This window comes from Streptomyces sp. NBC_01477, from assembly GCF_036227245.1.
GTDB lineage: Bacteria > Actinomycetota > Actinomycetes > Streptomycetales > Streptomycetaceae > Actinacidiphila.
Map to the genome: position 1 here is coordinate 4,064,879 of NZ_CP109445.1, position 22,463 is coordinate 4,087,341.

Sequence of the window (22,463 nt, forward strand, 5' to 3'; positions counted from 1 at the left end):
CCGGAGAAAACATCGATGAGCAGCAGGAGACGTGCTTGCGCATCGGCTGAGGGAGCGGCTCCGGAACTAGGCATTCGCATCGCCCCATCCGAAGTGGCATCCGTCGGACAGTACGCAGGCCCTGCCCATCAGGAGCATGGCGTCTTTTCTGTACAAGGGTCTACGATCATAGGCGTCCGGATTACCTGTCAGCTTGTCGAGAAGTGCGGCGAAGATCGCGTCCGCCGGCTTGGGACGAGCCTCGTTATGGACAGCCACCAGAGTTCGAGCAAGTACCAGGAGCCTCTGGTCGAGGTCCTCTTCCACCTCCGGATCGCCGTCCCAGGTGCCCATGGCCTCCTCTGTGAGGCGGTGATTGTCCGCGTTGGCCCGCAGCAACTGGGCGTTCTCCAGGATGCCGGGTGACACCGCTCCCGTGGTCATCTTGCGGACGAGGGGCGTCTGCATGCCAGTAAGGCTTTGGGTGATGCGCTGGAGTAGAACGTGATCCGGGCGTAGCAGACGCCGCTCAAGGTCGGCTATGTCCGCGGAGTTGATGCGCTTGTTCAGCACTCTCGTGGACGGCTGGGGAGAGGTGATGAGCGACGGCCAGCGCGGACCCAGCCTGCCCTGCAGGGCCTCGCGCGTTCGACGCACCAGTTCCTCGTAGAGGGCCTTCACTTCCGTGCCGGTCAGTTGCCCACCGAGTTCGGCGAGCACAGCCAGGTTACGGTGTTCGATGTCCACCCTGCGCGGCAGCGGCTGTATGCGCACCAGCGGCAGGAAGGCGGCTGCCTCGGAGTCGGTGATCTTGGTGCGCTGGGCTATACGGCGCAGCCTCGCAGCTCTTTCTCCCCCGCGCCCGCAGGCGACCGCTTGAACGTCCTCGTCGCCGGGATCCAGAAATCCCTCCAGCCCGGCAGTGAGGCGATAGTGCAATCCGAGATCACGAACCGCCTTATGGGTCCGCCACAGACTCAGGAGCGGCTTGGAGTCCAAAACCGCGGACAGCCCCCACGCCTCGGGAGCGTCGCGCGTCTTGATCTGCTGAAAGTCCCAGAGCGGATGCCGGGACCCCGCCCCGCCCGCGTCGGAAGCAACCACTATGTCCTCGATGTGCTCACAGGTCACATGCAGAACGCTGCCGCCTGCGAGCATTTGGAGTACTGCGCGCAGGGTTACCTGCACCTGATACTCGAAGCGCTCCACTGTCGCCGAACCGGTGTCGTCGGGCGCTTCGGTATCGATTGGATCTGCCATGCAACCCCCCCAGGTCAACCACTAGCCAACGCGAAACGCAGCGTATCCACCAGACCAGCCTCAGGCGGGCTGTTCCACGAATTATCCGACTTCAGAGCTTCCACAGATCCCCAGACAGACAGCGCGTTGAGGTGGTCTCGGTGGCAGTGAATTCGAACATGTGGACCTGAAACCGCAAGTGAATGTCAAACATCCCCGATCGAAGGCGCTGCTGATCCGTCGGTCAGGGCAGGGTCGTCCAGGGCAAAGTGGGTGATCAAAGCGTCGAGGTCGTAGTCGTACAGGCCAGAGTGGGTCGCTTTGGCGAGGCGGTGAGTGCCCACGACGGCGCCGGTCTGCCAGTCAGGCAGACCGTCCGCACGCGGTAGCCAGTGTGAGCGTTGTGCGCACAGATCCATGCGGTACCGGGCAGGTCACTCCACTGGAAACCTCCGGCCACTGCGTCGAGGTGGCGAGCCGGCAGTTCGTCAGGCCGTGGGCGTGTGCAGCGCGCGCCATCACGGGCCGGGGAGACCGGGTCAGCCGTCGCGCCGCGCTCGCTGCGGGCAGTGCGCACGTATTACGCCGTGAGCCCTGCCCGTTCTGCCATGGCCACGAGGTCGGGGCGGGCGCGTTGGTGGAGGATGAAGAGGACGCGGAGGACCTCGCGGCTCATCGAGTGGATCTCTGCCATCTGCGGCGACACCTTGAAGGCGGCCTTCAGCGCCTCCTCGGCTCCTGCTGCGTCCTTTAGGGCAAGGCGGGCGCGGGCGACGTCGATGTAGAGGCGGCCGAGGCGGTTGGGCTTGAGGCCGGCGGGCGGTTGGTCGATCAGGGGAGTCGACATGGTCACGGCCTTGTTGGGCTGGTCCAGTTCAACGTGGGCGGCCAGTTCGTAGAGGGCGGTGTTGCCCTCGCCGAAGGTCAGGTTGTGCATCAGCACGTCGGCGTCGAACTGGGCAGCCAGGCTCTTGGCGTGGCGCAGGTGGGCCTCGGTGGCGTTGCGGTCGCGGTTGCGGGAGGCGAGGACGACTCCGCGTAGGTGGAGTGAGCCGAGGATGACGACGGACTCCGGGCCTTCGGTGCGGGTGCTCTCGTAGTGGCTGATCGCACGCTCGACGATCGCCATGCCGTCGCCATAGGCACCGGCGCTTTGGTACGTGCCTGCCTCGTTCCAGGCCGCGGTAGCTTCTGCGGCCGGGTTCCAGGTTCGCTGTGCGGCCCACTGCTGGCGGGCGACGATGATGTCGGCCAGGTCGGGCTGCACGAAGCGGTGCGTAACACTGTAGGCGCAGCCGTAGAGGTCGGCGAGTTGTCCCCAGGCTGGGGAGTCGCCGCCGGCGTCGAGTGCTGTCGCGGTTGCCTGGCCGAGGAGGGTCGGCAGCTCCCGGAGCAGTTCGAGGTACCTCGTCTCGGATCGCAGCCGCGCTGCGAGCTGCAGCCGCTCTCTCAGCACCTCGGGAGCGGGTGTGTCCTCCCTGGGGAGGGTGTGGCGGCGGACGGCGTCGCGCAGGTCGTTGAGCAGGTCGGCCTGTTCGGTGAGGCCGAGGAAGGGCTGCCCGTAGATCCGTGCGGTGGAGACGCGTAAGGGCTTGGCGATGGCGGCCACCACGGGAGGCGTTGCCGGGCGGTCGCCGGTCTCGATCTTGCTCAGGTAGGAGACGGAGATGCCGGAGAGGCGGGCCAGCTTCGCCTGGCCCATCCCGCGGGCCTTGCGCAGTACCGCGATGTTCTCCCCGGCGGCCGGTGTGCTGTCCATGAGCCCAATGTTCCAGGGCAGGGCGGCTCACGGCCGGGTTGTGCGCGCCTTGTGCGAACTGATCTTGCGATGACGGGAGTTCACTGATTGTCCAAGGCTCGTGACGTCAGGTGAAGGAGGGTTGCGGGGGTGATACCGAGGGCCGCCACACGGGCTGGTCCTCGGCGCGGCTTCTGCAACCGACTGCAACCGACTCGACATCGGAGGTCAACATGGCACTACGGTTCGTCGGGAAGGACCCGGAGTCGGGAGACCACGGCTCCCCGGCCGTCTGGGTGGACGAGGACGTCAAGGATCTGCTGTTCCAGGGCGTCAAGGTCGACCGCCAGACGGAGGCGACCTGCAACCGGGATGTCGCGATGCCCTCCTACGAGGGGATCGTGCGTGTACCGAAGCGGATGATCCCGCTTCTCAGGGAGGCGCTTGATGTCGCAGAGCTTGAGTAGCTTCGCCGACCTGCTCCGTGCCGTCGAGCACACGGCGGTTCACCTGGAGCTGCGCGACGACTACGACATGGGGAACGAGACGGCCGGATTCGAGGCGTGGAAGCAGGGTCACCGTCTCGACCCGGCCGACCGCGCTTCGTGGTGGCGTCCCTGGCTCGACCTCGTGGAGGAAGTGACCTTGAAGGGCGTGCAGATCCGCCGGGCCCGCGTGGTCACGGAGCCCGCGAGCGAGTACATCCGCTACGAGCACTCGTTCACCTTCACCAACGTGGCCGCGGGCGAGGAGGTGCGCTGGCTGCCCAGGCGCAGCTCGGCGGGGATCGCCCTCCCGGAGCACGACTTCTGGCTCTTCGACGGCCGTCTCGTGCAGTTCAACGTCTTCGACGACGCCGGCCGCTGGATCCGGACCGACCAGACCGAGGAGCCGGCGGCGGTCGCCGGCTGCGTCAGGGCATTCGATGACGTGTGGGACCGCGCCATCCCGCACGAGAAGTACAGCGTCTGACCGCGGACGATCAGTCGGCTCATGGGCACGTCACCTCTCTCCTCGGCTCGGGCGGCCCGCGCCAAGATCGCCGAGCGCCTGAGGCAGGCGATGCTCGATGCCGGGCTGACGGGGCTGGAGCTGGCTGATCTCTGCGGTTGGCACAAGTCGAAGGCGTCGCGTATCGCCCGCGGCATCACGCCGCCCTCGGACGACGACATCCGTGCGTGGTGCGACGCTTGCGGTGTTCCCGAGTTGGCCGCTGACCTCGTCGCGGCGGCGCGGACCGCCGATTCGATGTACGTCGAGTGGCGCCAGCTCCACCGCGACGGTCTGCGGCAGGTCCACGCGAAGTCCACTCCGCTGTATCAGCGCACCCGCACCTTCCGCATCTACGCCTCCAACGTCGTGCCCGGCGTGCTGCAAACCGCCGCATACGCAACGGGGTTGCTGCGCGCGATCACGACCTTCCAAGGCACGCCCGATGACGTGGAGCGCGCGGTGGAGGCGCGACTTGCCCGCTCCCGTGTCGTCTTCGAGGGCGATCACGGCTTCGCCCTGCTGCTCGAAGAGTCGGTGCTCTACTACCGGGTCTGCGACGACGAGGCGATGGCCGCCCAACTCGGGGCGCTCCTCTCGCTCATGGCCAGGCCCAACATCTCCGTCGGCATCATCCCGTTCGAGGCAAGCCGTACGGTGTGGCCGCTGGAGGCGTTCTACGCCTTCGACGAGGACCTGGTGGCCGTCGAGACCCTCACCGCGGAGATCAACGTGAGCAGTCCGGGCGAGATCCGGACCTACCTGCGGGCTTTCAACCAACTCTCCCAGCTTGCCCTGCGCGGGGCCGCTGCCCGCAGCCGCGTCACGCGCGCCCTCGACACCCTCGGCTGAAATCGTGCAACCGCGTGCAACCACGTGGACCCCCAACTGCTGATTTTCCTAGCGTCGTTGGTGTCCACCAGATCGCTCGCGGCCCTGTCGCGGGTTCCAGCACTCGGAGGGAACCTATGGCGTTGCCCATAGCAAGCACAGGGCTGAAGGCACCGCAGCACCGTACGAAAGCGACGGTCGAGGTGAGCGCGGCCAGGGACTTTACGTCCCGACCGGAGTACGTGCGTGAGGTCCGTGCCTTCACACGGGATGCCCTCGCCGGCCTGGACCACGCGGTCGGCGACATCGTGCTCTGTGTGTCCGAACTCGCCACCAATGCGGTCCGGCACAGCACCCCGCACGACGGCACCTTTCACCTGGACATCCGTGTCGGCCGGGACAAGCTCCGCGTCGAGTGCCACGACTCCGGCAGCAAGAAGCCCACTCTCCAGACTCCTTCCGATGCCGATGAGGGAGGCAGGGGACTCCTGCTCGTGCAGGCACTGGCCTCCCGATGGGGAGTGAGCTCAAGGCCTCTCGGGAAATGCGTGTGGTTCGAGATCGACGGCGATCCGAGCGTGCTGCAGGGGTGCCGGCGCGCTGGGCGGGCCGACTCATGATCGTTGGAGAGCCGTCCACGCAGACGTTCATCCCGGCCCTGCTTCCCGTCTGCGGGGCTCTGACAGATCTGCCCGCAGCTCTCCAGGACGCTGCCCGTACCCAGGCCGAAGGCGCGGAACCGGGCGACGTCGAGTCGAAGTTGCGCTGCGTCCTCCAGGCGCACGTCGCCGGCGACCACCAGGCGCTCGTGCGTGAGCTTGCCGACTCGAAGGACAGCTCCCTCTGGACGGCGTGGAGCGACGGACAGGACCCGGACGAGCTGTCGGTGCGATCCGACTGCCCTGCTCGGAGGGCGGACGAGGCCTGCTGCTCCTTCGCACACCACCCCGGGAGCCACACCTACGACGTCACCGATCCATGGACCCTGCCCGTCCACCAGCCCCGATTCCCGCGCCCCTGAGAGGAAGTTCGCCAATGCCCGCTCCCCCCATCTCCTTACCGGCGTCCGGCGTCGACTGGACCGCGCTGCACAACTTCGCCGTCCTGCGCGGCCAGCTCCGCGTCTCCTTCACCCCGCGCTGCAACATCGCGTGCTGGTTCTGCCACAACGAGGGCGACGTCCCGCCGCCGCTGACCCGGCAGGACCGTTCCCAGCAGCCGCGAGAGCGGCAGCTCGACGCCGACTCCTACCTCGCCGTCATTGGCTCCCTGATGGTCGCCGGCCTGAAGCGCGTGTACTTCACCGGTGGCGAGCCGCTGACCTCGCCGATCGCCCGACCGGTCCTGGAAGGCCTGGCCGAGCCCGGACTGGACGCCTCCTACACGCTGATCACCAACGGCACCAGGATCCGTACCCACCGCTCCTGGCTGGCCAGGACGCACCTGGACAAGGTGAAGGTGTCCCTGCACTACTTCTCGGACGCTTCACTGCGGGCCATCGCCGGGACGCGTATCGGGATCGGCACGGTGCTGGACGGCATCGAGGTCGCCCGCGAGACCTTCGAGCGGGTCGAGCTGAACACCCTGTTGCAGAGGGAGAACGCCCACGAGGTCCGGCAGATTCTCGACTTCGCCCTGGAGCGGCGGCTTCCCGTGCAGTTCATCGAGCTGGTCGGCACCGACTTCAACGAGGGGCGCGCCAACTCCGCGGTGCCGGCCGACGAGATCATCGCGCACCTGCGCACCCTCACCAGCGACGAGCACATCGAGGTCGCAGGGGTCGGTCAGGGCCGCAGGGTCTTCCGAATCGACGGCATCGAGATCGACGTCATCCACCGCGACCTCGGCCGCCACCACGTCGGCCAGTGCGGCACCTGCCCCGTGCGGGCCCGGTGCGTCGAGGGCTTCTGGGCGCTGCGGGTCGACCACGGCGGCGGCATACAGCCCTGCCTGCTCCGCGACGACCTCCGTGCCGACGTGAACGACCTGATCGCCGACCCCGCCCGGCTCGCCCAGACGGTCGCCGGGCACGTCGCGGCCTTCACGGAGGGGACGCTGTGAGCCTGGCTACTCCGTACCGGCCGCTGTATCCCGACGGGCCGCAGCACCCGTTCGTCGTCCTCGAAGGCGTCTCCGGCATAGGAAAGTCCACGCTCGCCGGGGCCTTGGCCGAGCGGCTGGGCGCGGTATCGCTGCACACCCTCCCGACGCCCCACGCCGGGTGGTCGGCACTGATCAACGAACGCTTGCGCGCGCTGCCGCAGTTCGGCTTCTACCTGTCCGGGCTGCTGCACGCCGCCGACTCGGTCCGGCTCGCGAGGGCGGTCGGCCCTGTCGTCGCCGACCGTTACGCCTCCTCGGTGGTGGCCTGCCACGCCGCCGTTCACGAGGTCGCCGTCGAGCAGGTCGCCGACCTTCTCGAACCCTTTCGGCCTTACCTGGAGACGCCGACCCGCACCTTCTACCTGGGCTGCTCCGAAGCGGTTCTCCGGGAACGCCTCGCGGTCAAGCGCGACGCCAAGCAGGACGACCTCGATCTGTTCGCCGTACCTGGCCGACTCGCGCGCCTGCTGGCCAACTTCCGGACCGTCCAAGCCGCTGACTCGACGGCCGTCGCTCTCGACACGGACGGCAAGTCCCCGGACGACCTGGCCGACTGGATCATCGCCGACCTGGAGGCCCAGGGTGCTTAACCCCATCGACACCGACGCCGTGATCAGGGACGGCGGTGCGGTCGGTCGCTTCCCCGGCGAGATCCACGAGGGCGTTGCCTGGTGGCTCGGCGCCGGCTTCGTCGCCCTCACCGCGGCCAGGCAGTTGGCCGTGGGGAGCGATGGCGGGCCGGTGACGGCCGAGTTCTTCCGTCGCCTGTGCCGCGGGGCCGTCAACGCCCACCACCACGCCTGCCGCGTCACCGCCATCGACAGCATCGCTGAGGACGCCTTTCTCGCCTACGTCCGAAGGCGGCTGCCGCTGGCCAGCGCCTATCTGGCCGTGAGCGATGGCCCGGACGGTACGCACGTCATCCGGATCCGGCTCTGCGACGCTGACGGCCTGCTGCTCCAGGAGGACACCGGACTCGCCGCCATCCGCCGGATGATCGCCGAGGACCGCGTACCGATCCCCGTCAGCGACAGCGCCCGCGGAACCATCGAGCACCTCGCCCCCACCGCTCCGGAGTCGACCGAATGATCGACGCAGCCGAGATCATCCGCACGCAGACCAGCATCCTGTTCGTCACCCTGGACTCCCTGCGCTACGACACCGCCCGCGCCGCCTACGACAACGGGCTGACCCCACACCTCGCCTCCCTGCTTCCCGAGGGAGGCTGGGAGCGACGCCAGACCCCCGGCACCTTCACCCTCCCTGCCCACATCGCCTTGTTCTCCGGCTTCCTGCCCAAGCTGCCCCAGCCCGAGCAGCCGCCCCGGCTGTGGGAGTGCCGGCCACCCGCGTTCAAGACCGTCCCGCCGCAGACCTTCGTCTTCGACGCCCCCAACCTCCTGGCCGGTCTCGCCCAGCACGGCTACCGCAGCATCTGCGTCGGCGGAGTCACGTACTTCTCCCGCGAGACGCCACTCGGCTCGGTCCTGCCCGACCTGTTCGACGAGGACCACTGGCGCCCCGAGTTCTGCTCACCCGACCCCGACTCCAGCCGCCACCAGGTCGACCACGCCCTGGAGACCGCCGAACACCACGACGGCCGCCCCCTCTACCTGTTCGTCAACGTCTCGGCCACCCACGTCCCCCACGGCCACTACCTCGGCGACAGCCGCGACACCGCCGCCTCCCAGCAGGCCGCCCTCGCCTACGTCGACACCCACCTCGCCCGCCTGATCACCACCCTCACCGTGAAGAAGCGCTGGCTGATCATCCTGTGCGCCGACCACGGCGACGCCTACGGCGAAGACGGCTACCACGGTCGCGGCATCGCCCACCCGGTCGTCATGAACGTGCCGTACGCCGCGATGGTGCGCTGATGACCACTAACCTCGGCCGGTATGAGCGATGCCCAAGCCGTCCGCGACGCGGCCGTCGTCGTAGCACGGGACGACGACGGCCTCGTAGCTCTCCTCAGCGCCCACTTCCCAGCCCACCGGGGCGACTACCTCTTCCTTCCCGGCGGCCGGAGGGAAGCCGGCGAGACGCCCGAGGAATGCGCGCGGCGCGAGTTGCGCGAGGAGTCCGGCATCACCGCCAAGGCGTGGTGCCCGCTCGGCTCGTACGCTCTCACCGTCTCCTCTCCCGCCCGCGTCCACCTCTACGAAGCCCGCGACCTCACCTGCGGACCGCAAGAACTCACGCCCACCGAGCAGGACTTCAAGCTCACCTGGTGGCCCATGGCCGACGCCCTACACGCGGCAACACACGGTCGGTTCCTGCTCCCCGCCGGCCCTCTGGCCCTCTTCCTGGCGGACCGGGCCACGTGCTGTACTCCGCGACATCAGCCACTGGGCGACCGGGCAGGACCCAAGGGACGTGGAGGCGTTGGCAGCGACCTTGCGAGCGAACGCGGACGCGCTGGAGCGGCAGACCGGACAGGAGTCGCTGACTGCCTCGCGTGACCGTGCCGAAGTCGCAGCCGGCCACGCCGACGAGCTGCCCACTTCAGCCGAATCGGGGAAGCCCGGCCGAAGACGCCAACGGCCACGAAGCCTCCACCACGAGCCGCAGGCAGTGACATGGGCCCGGGAGAAGGCGGGCCTGACGAAGCGGGCGCTGGCCCGGACGGTAGGTATCTCCGAGCAGCTCCTGGGGGAGATCGAGTCCGGGTGGCGCAGCGCCACACCGCTCAACCTGGCCAGGATCGCCGACGCGCTGAACTGCCCGGTCGTGCTGTTGGAACGCAAACGGTGGGAAGCAGCGCCCATCAACGGTGACGGGAATGCGACGGCGGAGGGTGCGCCTGAGATGGATCCGCGGTCGCCACGGGCTGACTCCGACGCGCAGGGGCGTCGCTTCGGGCCATCGCCGCGCGGGCCAGAAGGCTCGGCGCTGGGTGTTGGGTGAGGCGCTGGAGGCGCCAGGTGAGGACTTGGGCCGGGGAGCGGGCGTCGTCGAGGGCGCGTTGGTCTGCTGCTTGGCGGAGTAGTTGGGTGGGGTCGTGACCTGTGGTTTCTGCGTCGGTGAGGGTGGTGGCGAGGGCTGGCCAGGTGGGGTCGTTGAGGATCTGGTCGGCGTGGGTGGGGATGGTCTGGCGTATGGGCGCCGGCGATCTCCATGGCCTTCGCCTTGGCCTTGATGGCGTGGTGCTCGGCTTGGCTGTAGCGGACGTCGACGCGGAACGTGCGCTGCGTGCCGTCGCGGCGGCGACGGCGCGCGGTACGGCGAACGGCGGCTTCGGCAGCGGCACGCATCAGGCTCGGCGGATCGGCGGGCTCGGCGACCACTTCGGCCTCCGGTGCCCCCTGGCGCCGGAGCCCCTCCGCCACCCCTGGGGCGGAGGCATCTGCGTGGGACCGGCCATTGGACGGTCCAGCGCCATACCTTGCTCCCCCGCGAGGCTGGGGGTAGGCGTCTCCGTTGCAGGCCGGCGTACTGGGCGGGTTGCTCTCCTCGTCTGCGTGATCGTCGGCGTCGTGATGGCGGGGCATGGGATTCTCCGGCGTCTATCGAGTGCTTCGTGGCAGAGGGGACTGGCCGCTGGGCGAGTCGGCTGGCGGGCATACGGCCCGGGTCCGGGATGGCGCCGTCTTGGGCGGGTGCGTGGCGGACCGTGTGGGGTGGCCGGGCGGGGCCACCCCACACGGCCGCCTCACTCGGTACTGGGGTGGGATCGGGCTTCGTCGCCCGGTTGAAGGGACTTGAGCGCTTCGGCTATGCGCTCGTTGCCTGCGCTGATTCCCCGGGCTTCGATGGCCTCGTGGGCCATGGCGCGGGTGACCTGGCCGGAATCCGGGTGGGCACGGCGGATGATGTCGGCGAGCTGCTTGATCGATGCCTCGGCCCTGCGTCCGCCGCGCCCCGCCTGCGAACGCTCGCCGGAAGTGCCCCTCAACTTCTGGCCAGCGCTTTCAGCGTCTGCCGGAACCGGTGCGTTTCCCTGGCCGGTGATGCCCGCAGACTCCGAAGCTGTTGGGGGTTCGGTTCCGGCTACTGCGTCAGCCCCGGCTGCGGGCTCGTCCCTCCAAGGCAGTGTTCGCCGTGCGGCCGGAATCACGGCCAGGGCCGCCGGAATCATGGTGGGAGTTCCGGCGGCCGTCGTGTGGCTGTGGCGGCCGATGAGGATGTGCATGTGGGTGGCTCCGGCCAGGGCCAGAGGAGCTATCGCCGACAGGACGGCGACCGTGTGGTCACCGAGCAGGAGAGTACGGACGCCGGGCTGGTTGAGGCGTACGGCGTGCAGGGCGTTGGCCCACAGGCTGGCGGCGGTGGCGGTGCCGAAGAGGGTCCAGGCGTAGGCACGTGCGGGCCAGGGCGCGTCGCGCAGGACGAGGAGGGCGCGGACGCCGTAGGCGATGAATCCGTCGATGACCAGCGGGAAGAGGTAAGCCAGGTGCGGGCGGATGTGGACGGCGACGGCCATCTGCCGCAAGGAGTCGTACGACAGGGCCCCGCCGGCCAGGCCGAGCAGGATCAGCGCGAGCGCATCCCACCAGGACCCGCGACGGCCCGGCGCGGGCTCGTGCTGAGGCGGGGTCTGTGGGGCGGGGCGCGGAGGTTCGGTGGCAGGCATGAAAACTCCAAGGGGGGGCCGACGAGTGGGGTGCTCCGGGCATGCCGGAGAAGCGCGCGGCGGGAAGGGCACACGGGGGTGCGTCAGCGCGGATGGGAGGGGGCAGCGGCTACAGGTACCGGCGCGGGACCGTGGCCCTCAGGCGGGCGAACGGCGCAGCGGGGTGGGGGTCAGGCTCTGACGGGGAGGGGCCGACCGGCGTCGGCCCGGAGGGCGGCGCGGACCCTGGCCCTGCCACGGGCGGCGACGCTCGCACGTGCGGCGGTCTCGTCGGGCTTGTCGGCCAGGCCCGCGCAGGCGCGGCAGATCCCCTGGTGCGGGACCGGGCGGGCGCACGTGGCGCACTCCCCCGACCAGCGCGGCTTGGCCGGGACGACCGGCTCAGGGGCTGGGGGGAGTTTGCGGGTCAAGCGGTCGCGGAGGATCGCCGCGGCGCTGTGGACCTGGGCGGGCAGCCCGCCGAGGAGGGCTTCGGACAGGTCACGGGGACCGTAGCCCCGCTCCAGCCACTCGCTCACCAGGGGTGCCAGGGCCAGGGCCTCGACCGTGCCGAGCCGCAGACGAGGCTCGGGCCGGAGCACCCGGAACAGCGTGGCGACTGCCTCACCGGTGGGGCTGTCCGACGCAGGATCGGTTTCCGGAGGCTTCGCCCGCCCGACCTCCCCGATGCCGGTGCGGTCACCGCCCGCCAAGGCGGTGTTCGACCGCTGGACGGGGAGGGTGGGTTCTTTCCCACGGTCCTTTACGGGGTTGGTGACCTGGTCTTCGGCTGCCGCCGTACCGGATCCCGGACGGGTGAGACCCGGAGCGGTGTGCGGGGTGTCGTAGACGTGGGCCTCGCTGACGAAGGTCCCGTCGCCGCGCCGGACCCGGTCGACGCGGTAATAGCCGAGGGCGGCCAGTTCCCGCAGCGCCTTCGCAACCGCGAGGCGGCCCTGCGGGCTGGTGTCAGCCATCCGCCTGCCGTCCTCCGACCAGCCGTCGGGACGGGAGAGGAGGTCGGCCAGCAGGCCGCGGGCGGTGTAGGACAGCCGCCGGTCCTGCAGCAGCATGTTGGGCAGGACCGTGAAGCCGCGCGCATGGCGGCTACGATGAATGTGCATGAGGAGCGCAATCTCCTTGTGCCGGACCCCGGAGCGTTGGTAGCGCTGCCGGGGTCACCTTATTGAGTTCTTCGATGACAGAACGTACCACGCAAAGCAGGCCCAATCGACCTGTTCGCGAGAGCAATTGATCACGCATCAGACGATGGCGATCAGCCGGGTCCAGCTCCTGCCAACACCGGACACAGGCGCCGGAAAGGGCCAGTGGAAGGGCGTGATCAGCGGCGCGATCACGGCGGGCATCGATGGGAAGTCCAGAGAGCGTCGGCCGCTCTGCGCAAGGAGAGCGCGAGGACGCGGCACGCGGCGGTCGGACGTAGCCTGGTTCACAGTGCTTCCTCACTCGGGCGCCGCATCGGCTGGCAGGCCAGCGGCGCCGGGCAGATCGTTTGGGCGGTCGTCCGGGAGCCCTCTCGGCTGGGCCGGGCAGCCGTCGGCCGGAGGTCTGGCGAACTCCGTGCGGCGGATGACAACAAGGATCCGCAGAAAACGCGTCTTGCCTGACGGTACTTTCCGGGCTATACAGCGGACCGGCACACCGCGTTCCGGGTCGGTCCTCTCCATGACTCCACCGTCTCTCCCATCGATCTCACGCTCCCTGGCTTGCCAACGGACAGCGCCGTTCAGCACGCGAAACCCAGGTCCGGCTCGCGCATCGGAGCCGACAGTGCCATGCGACCGTGGACTGGGTGAGGCCGCGAAACCGTGATAGAAACCGACGGCCCAGCCCTGACGGGCTTCGTTCACGTTCGGTGGCGCAGGTCAGCTTCAGCGAACCGGCCGCAAGCGATCCACCGTCACGCTCGAATAATTCCGAAGCGTCGGAGGGCAAGTGGTTCGTATGATCGCGAGCGGGATGGGGCTCGTAGCGCAGTGGTTGTCGCGCCTTCACCTCATGTGGGAGGACACCGGTTCGAATCCGGTCGGCCCCATCCCCTTCCTGCGTGGGGTCGGCCTCTTTCCGATTACCGCACCGGGATCCAGGCAGCGGCTCGTTCCCGGCTACTTCAGGAGTCGGAAGCCAGGCTGCTGTACCCAAGCCCTGAGGAAATCGGCTGAGCCGTACGCAGCGAGCCAGGGATCGGTCACCGTCGCGACGATGCCCGGAAGGCCGGCCACGATGGGTACCTGCTCCTCCCGTAGTTCGACGTTGGCGATGCCACCGAACAAGTCCATGACTGCGGCGGTCAGCAGAGCCGCCACGACGTGGTCGACGGGGCTGTTGCAGAACGCGACGATATCGACGGCGTGGGTCGGGGCGAAGCCGATAAGGGGTTCCTGGTCGACCTCGTCGGAATGCTCGGCCTCGAAGACAGCCTCGTCGCCGATGCCGGGCCCCATGAGGGAGACCAGGATGGGGCGACGTCCGTCTTCGCCCCATGTGTCCGTGACACCGAGGCTCTCCGCGCGGATGTGCACGTTGTACTCGCCGAGCCGCGTCTCCTCAAACCCCGTCGAGGAGCGAACCAGGAACTCGCGGACCCTCAGGATTGCCGCGCGCGAGGGGGCCTCAGCCAATTCGATCACCAACACGGGTCCGCTCATGGCTCGGAGAGTAGCCAGGGAGGATCACCATCCCCAATGGATTACTCAGCGTGCACGCTTCTCAAAACCCGAGCCAGAGCGCGAGTCGATCGTGGCTCACCTTCCGTGATCCGTGGCTGTGCTTCGCCGGTCAGATCCCGAAGAGCGCCTCTTCTTGCGGCGGGACCGGAGGGTCGAGGACATCACGGAGGCGGGTGATGTCCTGGCGCCATTTCCGCCCATCCACAACGTCGTCCCACAGCTCGGCGACTTCCGACGACTCAGCCACCACCCGGTCCAGGGCTTCGACAGCGAGCGTCCGGAGGTCTGCCGGGAACTCCGGCAGGGGCTCAGACGGACCGTAGTTCGAACACGCGGACTGGCCGTCAGGGTGCTGCGCGACGACCAAGGCTGCTGCGGCAACGGCTCGCTCGGCGTCAGGGGTCTCCAGGAAATCCGTGACATCGGCAGCGCGCTTGAGGACGCTGCAGATCATGGGCTCCCGCTCTTCCAGCGCTGCCTCGTCCAGGTCGCCGGCGAAGTCGGCGGCGGTGTCGTTGTCGAAGGGGCCTATGTCCCAGGTGCCCACGTCATCTCCTCGCGTAGCGTTCCGGGAATCCTCGCGGTGGCCACCGACAACTGAGCCCGGACGGTGCCGGCGCCTTACGGCGGCCACCAAAGCTGGGCGGTCGCTAGGCTCCCGCCATGTCTGACGCTCTCGGCTTCACGTGCTCGCACTGCGGCGACCACCACACACAGCTCCCCGTGGGCTACTCGACCGCGGCTCCCGACATCTGGGAGCCCCGCTTCGAGACTGACCCGGACAGCATGCTGTCGCCCGACCAGTGCGTGATCAGAGGCCGGCACTTCTTCATCAGGGGCCTGATCAAGATACCCGTCATCGGCGGCGAGGACATCTTCTCATCGGGCGTGTGGGTCTCCCTGAGCAAGGACAACTTCGCCCGCGCCCGCGAGGTGTGGAACGCGGAAGGCTGCGAGGCCGAGAAACCCTATTTCGGGTGGTTCAGCACCGAACTCGCGCTCTGCTCCGAGAGCACGACCGACCTGAAGACCAACGCCCACACCCGACCGGTCGGCACGCGCCCCTTCATCGAACTAGAGCCCACTGACCAACCACTCGCCGTCGAACAGCGCAAGGGGATCACGCATGACCGCGTGCGCGAGATCGCCACGGCTGTACTGCGTCCGGCGTGATCACCCACCGGGCTCTCGGAGCCCGTCGGATGCCGTGGAGCAACGGCCAGCCAGCGCCTCGGGACGGCTCCGAAGAGGACCACCCACGCCCTCGCCTCAGGGCCTGAGCCCGTCCTGCTGCACGTCGAAGCAGACCAGGCCCATGGACTCCGCCAAGGCCGCCGCGTAGGCCGACGCTTCTTCGGCCATGCTCCAGCGCATCGTGAAGTAGATGAGCGGGCCGCTGGCTTCACCGATCAACGGACCGGCTGACCAGGGAGAATTGTCTGACTCGTCCTCGGTGATGTCACACCACCGCTCAAGGAGCGCGGCCACGTAAGCGGCGATCCGCTCGGTCGGAGGGTGTTCGGGTTCCTCGTCGATGTAGCGGTCGTAGAGACCAGTGAAGACGCGACCAGCAGTCTTGTCATCTGCTGGTCGCTCACCCTCCCAAACAGCCAGGTCGTAAGTCATGCCCAGAGCCTCGCACGCCGCTCCGACAGAGAGGGCCGGCGTGGTAGCAGTATGCGAAGCGAGAACTGCTCCGATGCGGCACGGCTATCCGCCTCAACCTCCTGTGTGCTGGTCTAAAAGATCTGTCGAGGCGCCACGGGCGCGTTGTCGTGAAAGAGGTGCTGAGCGCCGTCGATCGGACAGCGAAGACCGACCGAGATGCGCTGGACTTGGTGGCCCCCTCGGAGACCGTACGCAAGCGCCACCTGGAAGACGTCGTGTCCTTCGGGGCATACGGGATCGGGCCGAGCGACCGATGGCGCGAGCACGAAGGACAGCTCACAGGAATACAGTTGTCCGCCTTCTAGCCCGACGGGTATGCAGCAGCCCTCGCAGAAGCACTCGTTTCCGGCCACTTCGAAGGTGTCGGCCTCGCAAAGCGGGCAGACGACGAACCTCGTGATGATCTGCTCGCCCGACTCACATCGGACAGCTTCGCTCACCATCGAAAGCAAGGTGCCGATTTCCGTCACTTCATCCCTCACCGACGCCGAATTCCCACCTTCCTTCGCTGCCCCCGATGTCATCCTCGCACCAGTCGTAGCAACAGCTGTGCCTGTGTACCGTTCCACAACCTGGCCGACTGCTGGTGCGCCTGGGCCCAACGGCTCGCTACAGCGGGTTCTGGTCGATGCGGATCCGGTCCCAGTCCATGTAGCGGCCGAGCTTCTTCGGTTCGTCGATGACGATGCCGGAGAACAGGAACCTCAGCACGGCGTTGCGGCGCTCGTCCGTCATGCCGTCGGCAGACCAGGCAGCCCGCGCGCCGGCGCCCGTCAGGCCGTCGAGGAGCACCATCGGCCGGATGACGACTCGGCGCTGAGCCTTGGCGATACGGTCGGTGATCTCCTTGCGCATCTTCCGTACTCCGCCGTGGACAGCTCCTTCGCCGTCCACATGTCGTTCAGCTCGGCGAGCTGCCGCTGGTCGTCCTCCACCTCCTCGGCCACGCCCTCGGAGAGGTTGCCGCTGGCGAGCCGACCGTCCACCCGGAGCTCGCTGAGCAGCTTGACGGCGGCGTCGCTGACAAAGTCCTCCAGCGTCGGGGCCACGATCGCCCGGGAGCACTTCTTCTCGTCGTTCCGCCCGCGACGATTGCACTGGTACGCAGGGCCCGCCGTCTTGGCCGTGCCGGACGTCAACGTCCCACAGCGCCCGCACATGACCAGGCCGCGTAGGAGGTAGTACCGCTGCCGGGGCTTGCTGAGTGCCTTCTTGTGAGCTGCCGATCGGAACTCTCGCCGAGCCCTGACCTCGGCCCACACTCCCGCGTCGATGATCGCGGGCCAGGTCCCGGGGCCGACCTCCTCGCCCTGGTGCATGCGGATGCCGGCGACGTGCCGTGAGTCGAGTAGGCCGCGCACAGTCCCGGCGCTCCACGCCTTGCCGCCAGCTGTCCGGATACCTCGGCGATGGAGGTCCTTCGCGAGCGGAGCCGCGCCCTCGCCCTTCAGGTGCGGTCGAACACCTCCCGGACGATCTCCGCCTCATCCTCGATGATCGTCATGCCGCCCTTGGCGTAGCCGAACCGCCGGACACCGCCCTGCGGCTTGCCCTCCCGGGCGTGGTCCTGCATCGCGGACTTCAGCCGCCGGGAGGTGTCGTCGGACGACCGGCATGCGTGGGCGACCTCGATACGCAGGATGAAGCGGTCGTCGGGGCCGGACAGGTCCCGCCGGTTCGCCTCCCCGTGGAGGGTGATCGCGTGGTCGTCGGAGACCTGGAGCAGTTCCTCCAGGTCTCGGGGCTGCCGCATCAGCCGGTCGGGGTGGTAAGCGACGATGTGCCGGAAGCTGCGATCCCGCGCGTCGACCAGCAGGCGGTCCCAGCCGGGGCGCTTCCGCTTGCGGCTCCAGGCGGAGCGGCTGTTGTCCACGAAGACGTGGGCCGGGTTGATGACGAACCCGCGGCGCTCGGCGATCTTCCGGCAGATCCGCTCCTGCCGGTCGACGCCCGTTTGATCGTCGTCTTCCGCCTGGGATATGCGGCAGTAGATCGCCGCCGGCTCACCGGCGACCGTGGTGCTGTGGCTGCCCTACGTGGGCTTGGTGCGCGACATGCGAACGAGTGTATGAAAACGGCGTGGCCTGGGTGACGGGGTCCCGCGAACTGGTCGCCGCGGTCCGCACCGCCAAGCAGTTCCTCACCTACGTCGCCTCGGGCCCCTTCCAGTACGCCGTCGCCGAGGCCCTCGCCCTCCCCGACACGTACTTCGCCCACTTCCGCGAAGACCTCCGCGCCAAGCGCGACCTGCTGGCCGCGGGCCTGTGCGACGCCGGCTTCACCGTCCACGAGCCCCATGGCACGTACTTCATCACCACCGACATCGCCGAACTCGCCCCCGACACCGACGCCTTGACCTTCTGCCGCGCGCTCCCGGAACGCGCGGGCGTCGTCGCCGTCCCCAACTCCGTCTTCTACGACCACCCCACCGCAGGCCGCACCCAGGTCCGCTTCGCCTTCTGCAAACAGCCCGACACCCTCACCGACGCCGCAGGACGCCTCCGCAAGGCCTTCGGAGGCTGAGCACCCCGCATGGCCTGCCCAGACGGACAGGGCGCAACGCGCTGTCCGCACCGTCGTCGGCGGATCGCGGCGGGGAAGTGTCGGTTCCGGAGCGAGGCGTTCGTCGTAGGCTGAGGCGGCCGGACAAAGGAGCCCTGCATGACGCGGTATCTGATCTCTTTCGACGACGGCGTGATGGCCATCCCCCAGGACGAACTGCCCGAGGTGGACGAAGCCGCGCACAAGGTGGTGCGGGAGGCTCAGGACGCCGCTGTGTGGGTCTTCGGCGGTGGGCTGGAAACGCAGCAGGCGAGCGTCGTGGCTACCGACGGGACCGTCAGCGACGGCCCGTACCCGGAGACCAAGGCGGTCCTCGGCGGGTTCGCGATCATCGACGTGCCCTCACGTGCGGACGCTCTCGAGTGGGCCGCCAAGTTCGCTGCCGCGTGCCGCTGCCCGCAAGAGGTCCGGGAGATCATGCCCGACCCGGCCGTCTGATCGAAGCCGGCCCGCCGCGAAGGGCGCGAAGCCTGCGCCGGCGGTTCAGCGGGACTCCGCACCGGATCTCCGGGCAGGGCCCCGGTACGATCCGCCTCCGGGGCGAGGCGCGGGAGGCCGCCGACGGCTGAAGTCCGCTCGCGTGCGCACTGCGTGGCTCACGGTGGCCGCGGGGTTGTCGGCGTCGCCGTCCGCGTCCCCGGCGGTCGCTAGGCTCGCGCCATGTCTGACGATGCCGGCTTCATATGCTCACGCTGCGGCGACCACCACGCGGAGCTCCCTCTGGGCTATTCGATCGCGGCTCCCGACATCTGGGAGCCCCGCTTCGAGACTGATCGGGACAGCACGCTGTCGTCCGACCAGTGCGTGATCAGGGGCCAGCACTTCTTCATCAGGGGCCTGATCGAGATACCCGTGATCGGCGGCGAGGACGTCTTCTCGTGGGGCGTGTGGGTCTCCCTGAGCAAGGACAACTTCGCCCGCGCCCTGGAGGTGTGGAACACGGAGGGCCGCGAGGCCGAGAAGCCGTACTTCGGCTGGCTCAGCACCGAACTCGCGCTGTACTCCGAGAGCACCACCGATCTGAAGACCAACGCCCATACGCGACCGGTCGGCAGCCGCCCCTTCATCGAACTGGAGCCCACCGACCACCCGCTGGCCGTCGAACAGCGCACCGGGATCACGTACGACCGCGTGCGGGAGATCGCCGCAGCTGTGCTGCATCCGGCCTGATCACCGACCGCGCGCCGCGGGCCCCGGCGGCTGCCGCATGCGGACTCCGGCCTTCCGAAAAGTCCGGGTTCCCCGGAGAAGGGGGTGGTTGCAGCGGGCTGTTCGCACCCCCGTACGATTCGCCTCCTGTTCATCCTCCATCGATTCCGAGGAATGGAAGGCCGGTGTCACACCGCCGTCTTGGGGCAACCGCCGCGTTCGTCGCGGCCGGAGTCGCCCTCATCCCCAACGTGGCGCAGGCGGACAGCAGTCCGCGCGCCGCCCACCACACCACTGCCGCGGCCACGAAGACGCTGTCGGCCGCGACCGCACCGAGAAAGCACCACTTCGACACCCCGGCACCGCGCTCGGCCCGGCTCCAGCGGGCCGCGTCGCCCGCGGCTGCCGTCAGCGCGAAGGACGCCACGGGCACCACGATCCACGTCCGGACCACCCCGTCGTGCACGAGCGACACCGGTGACGGCACGCAGGCCGCCCCGTACTGCCTCATCCAGGACGCGGTGGACGCCGCGCACCCGGGCGACACCGTCTCCGTGCAGAACCCGTCCGGCGTCGCCTCGCCCCAGACGGTGACCGTCACCACCTCCGGCATCTCGATCGTCGGCGTCGGCAACTGGGTTTGGCTCCAGCCGGCGGACGCCGCCAAGCCCACCCTGACCCTCGACGGGGTCTCCGACGTCACGGTGCGCAACCTGATCGTCGAGGGCGCGGCCGGCCGGTCTGCGGTGCGGATAGCGAACTCCACCGGGGTCACGTTCGACTCCGGATACGTCGACGGGGCCCGGGACGCCGGCCCGGCGGCCGTCGACGTCGACGGAACGTCCAGCGGCGTCACCATCAGCCGTACGTACATCGACGCCGGGTCCGCGACCGCCGGCGCCCGGGCCGTCTCGCTGGCGGCGGGCGCCAAGGACGTCACCCTCGCGGCGAACCTCATTGCCGCCTCCGGGGTCGCCGCCTCGGGCGTGCAGGGCCTGAACGTCACCAACAACACGATCCAGCGCGGCTGCTACCCGGCCCTGACGGTCGCGGACGCCTCGACCGGGGTGTCCGTCGAGAACAACCTCTTCGAGGACGCCAACCTCAGCACGGACAACCCGCTGGGCGGCCACCCGGCGGACTGCGCGAGCACCGGGGACACCTGGGCCGCCGACGTCTCGGTGTCCGCCGACTCGGCCGACGCGGTCACCAGCGACTACAACGCCTTCTACGTCTACGGCACCGACGCCACCTCCCCGTACGACTGGGCCGGCACCGGCTACCCGACGCTCGCCGCCTTCCAGGCCGCGACCCCGCAGGGCGCCCACGATGTGAAGGACACCGTCAAGGCCGCCACCCAGCAGCCGCGGAGTCTTTCCAGCGGCATCATCGACGCCGCGCCCCAGCACGGCTCGGCGGTCATCGGCAGCGCGAACCCCGACGCGCCGGGCAAGCCCGCCACGGACTTCTACGGCGCCGGCTCCTTCACCAGCCGCGGCGCCGTGGAGTACGTCAACCCCAACCCCACCCTGGCGGTGGCGATCACCGGCGGGGACGACACCAGCGCGTACGGCGGCTCGCTGGACACCCGCATCACCAGCGCCTCGGTCACCCTGACCGAGACCGTCAGCTGGGGCGACGGGAAGTCCACGACGACCACCGTGTACGGGCCCGGCGGATACACCGCCGAGCACCGGTACGCCAAGGCGGGCGTCTTCCCCGTCACCGTGACGGTCACCGACCCGTACGGCAACGCCGCGTCCACGAAGACGGACTGGGTGACCCAGGGCCGCAACTTCACCGCGGTCGGCCCGACCCGCCTCCTCGACACCCGCAACGGCACCGGCGCCCAGAAGGCGAAGGTCCCCGGCCGCGGCACCGTACGGGTCCAGATCGCCGGCCGGGCCGGCGTCCCGGCCGGGGTGACCGCGGCGGTGCTCAACTTGACGGTCACCGGCAGCTCGGCCGGCGGCGTCATCACCGCCTACCCCGACGGCTACGCGCGCCCGACGACGTCGAACCTCAACTTCGTCGCCGGGCAGACGGTGCCCAACCTGGGCATCGTGCCGGTCGGCGAGAACGGCTACGTCGACCTGTACAACCAGAGCCCCAAGCCGGTGGACCTGATCGCCGACATCACCGGCTACTACGGCCTCGACGGGGCGAGCTACTTCCAGCCGCTGGCGCCGTACCGGGCGACCGACACCCGTTACGGCACCGGCACCCCGAAGCGGCAGATCGGCTCGGGCGGCTCGATCATCGTGCAGATCGCCGGCAACGACCACGGCCAGATCCCGTCCTCCGGGGTGACCGCGGTCGCCCTCAACGTGACCGCCGTCAACGCCAAGGGCGGCGCGGTGCTCACCGTCTACCCGGACGGCAAGGCCAAGCCGGTGGCGTCCAACCTGAACGTCACCGGGGGCAGGATCATCGCGAACGCGGTCGTCACCCCGGTCGGGTCGGACGGCAGGATCCGCGTCGCGCTCAACACCGGCGCCAAGCCGCTCGACGTGGTCGTGGACGTCGTCGGCTACTACAGCGCCTCGGTCAAGGGCGCTTACGTCCCGCTGCTGCCGGACCGGTGGCTCGACACCCGTGACCCGGCCCAGTGGTCCGGCGGTCCGCTCGGCCCCGGCGAGTACGCCATCATCCCGTTCGCCCCCGACGAGCCGGACTTCACCGGCGTGGTGCTGAACACCACGGTCGTCAACACCACGAGCAGCGGCTGGCTCGGCGTCGCTCCCGACCCGAACACGGTCGACCAGTACAACTCCGGCACGGAGGTCTGGCCGCCCACGCCGGTCTCCTCCACGCTGAACTGGGTGAAGGGCCAGATCGTCCCGAACATGTCCCAGGCCAGCCTGGGCAAGCACGGGATCGTCGACTTCTTCAACCGCAGCGGCGGCAAGACGGATCTGGTCGTCGACCTGTTCGGCTACTACCAGAACGACTGACCCGCCGG

The 22,463-nt window shown here is 69.0% G+C and carries 25 protein-coding genes, 1 tRNA gene and 1 pseudogene; 17 read left to right on the forward strand and 10 right to left on the reverse strand.

Annotated elements, in window-relative coordinates; translation table 11 throughout:
* Window positions 1–66: 66 nt before the first annotated feature.
* On the reverse strand, window positions 67–1,239 hold the full coding sequence (locus tag OHA86_RS16925) for a dsDNA nuclease domain-containing protein (RefSeq protein ID WP_329176306.1): 1,173 nt from the start codon (window positions 1,237–1,239) through the stop codon (window positions 67–69).
* 559 nt (window positions 1,240–1,798) lie between these two features.
* Complete coding sequence (locus OHA86_RS16930) at window positions 1,799–2,977, reverse strand: helix-turn-helix domain-containing protein (RefSeq protein ID WP_329176308.1); 1,179 nt, start codon at window positions 2,975–2,977, stop codon at window positions 1,799–1,801.
* A gap of 212 nt (window positions 2,978–3,189) precedes the next feature.
* On the opposite strand from OHA86_RS16930, the gene OHA86_RS16935 reads away from it, so the two are divergent.
* The 11 genes from OHA86_RS16935 to OHA86_RS16985 all read left to right on the forward strand — a co-directional run bounded on the left by OHA86_RS16935 (window position 3,190) and on the right by OHA86_RS16985 (window position 9,787).
* The gene (locus OHA86_RS16935) at window positions 3,190–3,423 is read left to right on the forward strand and encodes a hypothetical protein (protein ID WP_329176310.1); all 234 of its coding nucleotides are present in this window, start codon (window positions 3,190–3,192) and stop codon (window positions 3,421–3,423) included.
* On the forward strand, window positions 3,404–3,928 hold the full coding sequence (locus tag OHA86_RS16940) for a DUF6879 family protein (protein ID WP_329176312.1): 525 nt from the start codon (window positions 3,404–3,406) through the stop codon (window positions 3,926–3,928). The genes OHA86_RS16935 and OHA86_RS16940 overlap by 20 nt, the downstream gene beginning before the upstream one ends.
* Before the next feature lie 21 nt (window positions 3,929–3,949).
* Complete coding sequence (locus tag OHA86_RS16945) at window positions 3,950–4,798, forward strand: helix-turn-helix domain-containing protein (protein ID WP_329176314.1); 849 nt, start codon at window positions 3,950–3,952, stop codon at window positions 4,796–4,798.
* 116 nt (window positions 4,799–4,914) lie between these two features.
* Complete coding sequence (locus OHA86_RS16950) at window positions 4,915–5,397, forward strand: ATP-binding protein (RefSeq protein WP_329176316.1); 483 nt, start codon at window positions 4,915–4,917, stop codon at window positions 5,395–5,397.
* On the forward strand, window positions 5,394–5,798 hold the full coding sequence (locus OHA86_RS16955; RefSeq protein ID WP_329176318.1) for a hypothetical protein: 405 nt from the start codon (window positions 5,394–5,396) through the stop codon (window positions 5,796–5,798). Before OHA86_RS16950 ends, OHA86_RS16955 begins: the two co-directional genes overlap by 4 nt.
* Window positions 5,799–5,812: 14 nt before the next feature.
* Complete coding sequence (locus OHA86_RS16960) at window positions 5,813–6,838, forward strand: radical SAM protein (protein WP_329176320.1); 1,026 nt, start codon at window positions 5,813–5,815, stop codon at window positions 6,836–6,838.
* Window positions 6,835–7,470 carry a dTMP kinase gene (locus OHA86_RS16965; protein WP_329176323.1) on the forward strand — a complete coding sequence of 212 codons (636 nt, stop codon included), beginning with the start codon at window positions 6,835–6,837 and terminating at the stop codon, window positions 7,468–7,470. Before OHA86_RS16960 ends, OHA86_RS16965 begins: the two co-directional genes overlap by 4 nt.
* A complete protein-coding gene (locus OHA86_RS16970; protein WP_329176325.1) occupies window positions 7,463–7,969 on the forward strand; it encodes a hypothetical protein in 507 nt (168 codons plus the stop codon). Before OHA86_RS16965 ends, OHA86_RS16970 begins: the two co-directional genes overlap by 8 nt.
* Window positions 7,966–8,757, forward strand: a complete 792-nt coding sequence (locus tag OHA86_RS16975; protein ID WP_329176327.1) for an STM4013/SEN3800 family hydrolase — start codon at window positions 7,966–7,968, stop codon at window positions 8,755–8,757. The genes OHA86_RS16970 and OHA86_RS16975 overlap by 4 nt, the downstream gene beginning before the upstream one ends.
* A gap of 21 nt (window positions 8,758–8,778) precedes the next feature.
* Complete coding sequence (locus OHA86_RS16980; protein ID WP_329176329.1) at window positions 8,779–9,342, forward strand: NUDIX hydrolase; 564 nt, start codon at window positions 8,779–8,781, stop codon at window positions 9,340–9,342.
* Between the two features lie 112 nt (window positions 9,343–9,454).
* Window positions 9,455–9,787, forward strand: coding sequence for a helix-turn-helix domain-containing protein (locus OHA86_RS16985; RefSeq protein WP_329176330.1), 333 nt, complete (start codon window positions 9,455–9,457; stop codon window positions 9,785–9,787).
* A gap of 745 nt (window positions 9,788–10,532) precedes the next feature.
* On the opposite strand, the gene OHA86_RS16990 is transcribed toward OHA86_RS16985, so the two are convergent.
* Together OHA86_RS16990 and OHA86_RS16995 are read right to left on the reverse strand one after the other, a co-directional pair.
* The gene (locus tag OHA86_RS16990; protein WP_329176333.1) at window positions 10,533–11,453 is read right to left on the reverse strand and encodes a DUF2637 domain-containing protein; all 921 of its coding nucleotides are present in this window, start codon (window positions 11,451–11,453) and stop codon (window positions 10,533–10,535) included.
* A 170-nt stretch (window positions 11,454–11,623) separates the two neighbouring features.
* The gene (locus OHA86_RS16995; RefSeq protein WP_329176336.1) at window positions 11,624–12,556 is read right to left on the reverse strand and encodes a hypothetical protein; all 933 of its coding nucleotides are present in this window, start codon (window positions 12,554–12,556) and stop codon (window positions 11,624–11,626) included.
* An 858-nt stretch (window positions 12,557–13,414) separates the two neighbouring features.
* Here OHA86_RS16995 and OHA86_RS17000 point away from each other — a divergent pair.
* Window positions 13,415–13,488, forward strand: a tRNA-Met gene (locus tag OHA86_RS17000).
* 70 nt (window positions 13,489–13,558) lie between these two features.
* On the opposite strand, the gene OHA86_RS17005 is transcribed toward OHA86_RS17000, so the two are convergent.
* Both OHA86_RS17005 and OHA86_RS17010 read right to left on the reverse strand, forming a co-directional pair.
* A complete protein-coding gene (locus OHA86_RS17005) occupies window positions 13,559–14,101 on the reverse strand; it encodes a DUF6368 family protein (RefSeq protein WP_329176338.1) in 543 nt (180 codons plus the stop codon).
* A 130-nt stretch (window positions 14,102–14,231) separates the two neighbouring features.
* Window positions 14,232–14,669, reverse strand: a complete 438-nt coding sequence (locus OHA86_RS17010) for a DUF4259 domain-containing protein (RefSeq protein WP_329176340.1) — start codon at window positions 14,667–14,669, stop codon at window positions 14,232–14,234.
* 116 nt (window positions 14,670–14,785) lie between these two features.
* Between OHA86_RS17010 and OHA86_RS17015 the strand changes: the two genes are divergently transcribed.
* Window positions 14,786–15,295, forward strand: coding sequence for a DUF2199 domain-containing protein (locus tag OHA86_RS17015; protein ID WP_329176341.1), 510 nt, complete (start codon window positions 14,786–14,788; stop codon window positions 15,293–15,295).
* A gap of 96 nt (window positions 15,296–15,391) precedes the next feature.
* Here the strand turns inward: OHA86_RS17015 and OHA86_RS17020 are convergent, their stop codons facing one another.
* From OHA86_RS17020 to OHA86_RS17035, 4 genes are all read right to left on the reverse strand, one after another.
* A complete protein-coding gene (locus OHA86_RS17020; RefSeq protein WP_329176343.1) occupies window positions 15,392–15,748 on the reverse strand; it encodes a hypothetical protein in 357 nt (118 codons plus the stop codon).
* Window positions 15,749–16,399: 651 nt separating this feature from the next.
* Complete coding sequence (locus OHA86_RS17025) at window positions 16,400–16,585, reverse strand: hypothetical protein (protein ID WP_329176345.1); 186 nt, start codon at window positions 16,583–16,585, stop codon at window positions 16,400–16,402.
* Entirely contained in the window at window positions 16,564–17,241 is a 678-nt protein-coding gene (locus OHA86_RS17030) for a recombinase family protein (protein WP_329182442.1), read from the reverse strand. The genes OHA86_RS17025 and OHA86_RS17030 overlap by 22 nt, the downstream gene beginning before the upstream one ends.
* Window positions 17,238–17,783: a recombinase family protein gene (locus tag OHA86_RS17035; RefSeq protein WP_329182443.1), complete on the reverse strand. Its 546-nt coding sequence runs from the start codon at window positions 17,781–17,783 to the stop codon at window positions 17,238–17,240. Before OHA86_RS17035 ends, OHA86_RS17030 begins: the two co-directional genes overlap by 4 nt.
* An 86-nt stretch (window positions 17,784–17,869) precedes the next feature.
* On the opposite strand from OHA86_RS17035, the pseudogene OHA86_RS17040 reads away from it, so the two are divergent.
* The 4 genes and pseudogenes from OHA86_RS17040 to OHA86_RS17055 all read left to right on the forward strand — a co-directional run.
* Window positions 17,870–18,313: pseudogene (locus OHA86_RS17040) on the forward strand (aminotransferase class I/II-fold pyridoxal phosphate-dependent enzyme); the annotation flags it as partial.
* Window positions 18,314–18,451: 138 nt separating this feature from the next.
* Window positions 18,452–18,790 (forward strand): YciI family protein, encoded by a 339-nt coding sequence (locus tag OHA86_RS17045; protein WP_329176347.1) that lies wholly within the window; start codon window positions 18,452–18,454, stop codon window positions 18,788–18,790.
* A gap of 222 nt (window positions 18,791–19,012) precedes the next feature.
* Complete coding sequence (locus tag OHA86_RS17050; RefSeq protein WP_329176349.1) at window positions 19,013–19,522, forward strand: DUF2199 domain-containing protein; 510 nt, start codon at window positions 19,013–19,015, stop codon at window positions 19,520–19,522.
* 164 nt (window positions 19,523–19,686) lie between these two features.
* Window positions 19,687–22,455 carry a right-handed parallel beta-helix repeat-containing protein gene (locus tag OHA86_RS17055; protein WP_329176350.1) on the forward strand — a complete coding sequence of 923 codons (2,769 nt, stop codon included), beginning with the start codon at window positions 19,687–19,689 and terminating at the stop codon, window positions 22,453–22,455.
* The last annotated feature ends 8 nt before the right edge of the window (window positions 22,456–22,463 follow it).

What these genes read in the sequence shown, in the direction of transcription:
- OHA86_RS17025 (WP_329176345.1), bottom strand. Translation starts at nt 16,585, where the DNA reads ATGGTGCTCCTCGACGGCCTGACGGGCGCCGGCGCGCGGGCTGCCTGG.
- OHA86_RS16955 (WP_329176318.1), top strand. Translation starts at nt 5,394, where the DNA reads ATGATCGTTGGAGAGCCGTCCACGCAGACGTTCATCCCGGCCCTGCTT.
- OHA86_RS16935 (WP_329176310.1), top strand. Translation starts at nt 3,190, where the DNA reads ATGGCACTACGGTTCGTCGGGAAGGACCCGGAGTCGGGAGACCACGGC.
- OHA86_RS16975 (WP_329176327.1), top strand. Translation starts at nt 7,966, where the DNA reads ATGATCGACGCAGCCGAGATCATCCGCACGCAGACCAGCATCCTGTTC.
- OHA86_RS16995 (WP_329176336.1), bottom strand. Translation starts at nt 12,556, where the DNA reads ATGCACATTCATCGTAGCCGCCATGCGCGCGGCTTCACGGTCCTGCCC.
- OHA86_RS17015 (WP_329176341.1), top strand. Translation starts at nt 14,786, where the DNA reads ATGTCTGACGCTCTCGGCTTCACGTGCTCGCACTGCGGCGACCACCAC.
- OHA86_RS17005 (WP_329176338.1), bottom strand. Translation starts at nt 14,101, where the DNA reads ATGAGCGGACCCGTGTTGGTGATCGAATTGGCTGAGGCCCCCTCGCGC.
- OHA86_RS16940 (WP_329176312.1), top strand. Translation starts at nt 3,404, where the DNA reads ATGTCGCAGAGCTTGAGTAGCTTCGCCGACCTGCTCCGTGCCGTCGAG.
- OHA86_RS17045 (WP_329176347.1), top strand. Translation starts at nt 18,452, where the DNA reads ATGACGCGGTATCTGATCTCTTTCGACGACGGCGTGATGGCCATCCCC.
- OHA86_RS16925 (WP_329176306.1), bottom strand. Translation starts at nt 1,239, where the DNA reads ATGGCAGATCCAATCGATACCGAAGCGCCCGACGACACCGGTTCGGCG.
- OHA86_RS16945 (WP_329176314.1), top strand. Translation starts at nt 3,950, where the DNA reads ATGGGCACGTCACCTCTCTCCTCGGCTCGGGCGGCCCGCGCCAAGATC.
- OHA86_RS16980 (WP_329176329.1), top strand. Translation starts at nt 8,779, where the DNA reads ATGAGCGATGCCCAAGCCGTCCGCGACGCGGCCGTCGTCGTAGCACGG.
- OHA86_RS16930 (WP_329176308.1), bottom strand. Translation starts at nt 2,977, where the DNA reads ATGGACAGCACACCGGCCGCCGGGGAGAACATCGCGGTACTGCGCAAG.
- OHA86_RS17020 (WP_329176343.1), bottom strand. Translation starts at nt 15,748, where the DNA reads ATGACTTACGACCTGGCTGTTTGGGAGGGTGAGCGACCAGCAGATGAC.
- OHA86_RS16950 (WP_329176316.1), top strand. Translation starts at nt 4,915, where the DNA reads ATGGCGTTGCCCATAGCAAGCACAGGGCTGAAGGCACCGCAGCACCGT.
- OHA86_RS16960 (WP_329176320.1), top strand. Translation starts at nt 5,813, where the DNA reads ATGCCCGCTCCCCCCATCTCCTTACCGGCGTCCGGCGTCGACTGGACC.
- OHA86_RS16990 (WP_329176333.1), bottom strand. Translation starts at nt 11,453, where the DNA reads ATGCCTGCCACCGAACCTCCGCGCCCCGCCCCACAGACCCCGCCTCAG.
- OHA86_RS17050 (WP_329176349.1), top strand. Translation starts at nt 19,013, where the DNA reads ATGTCTGACGATGCCGGCTTCATATGCTCACGCTGCGGCGACCACCAC.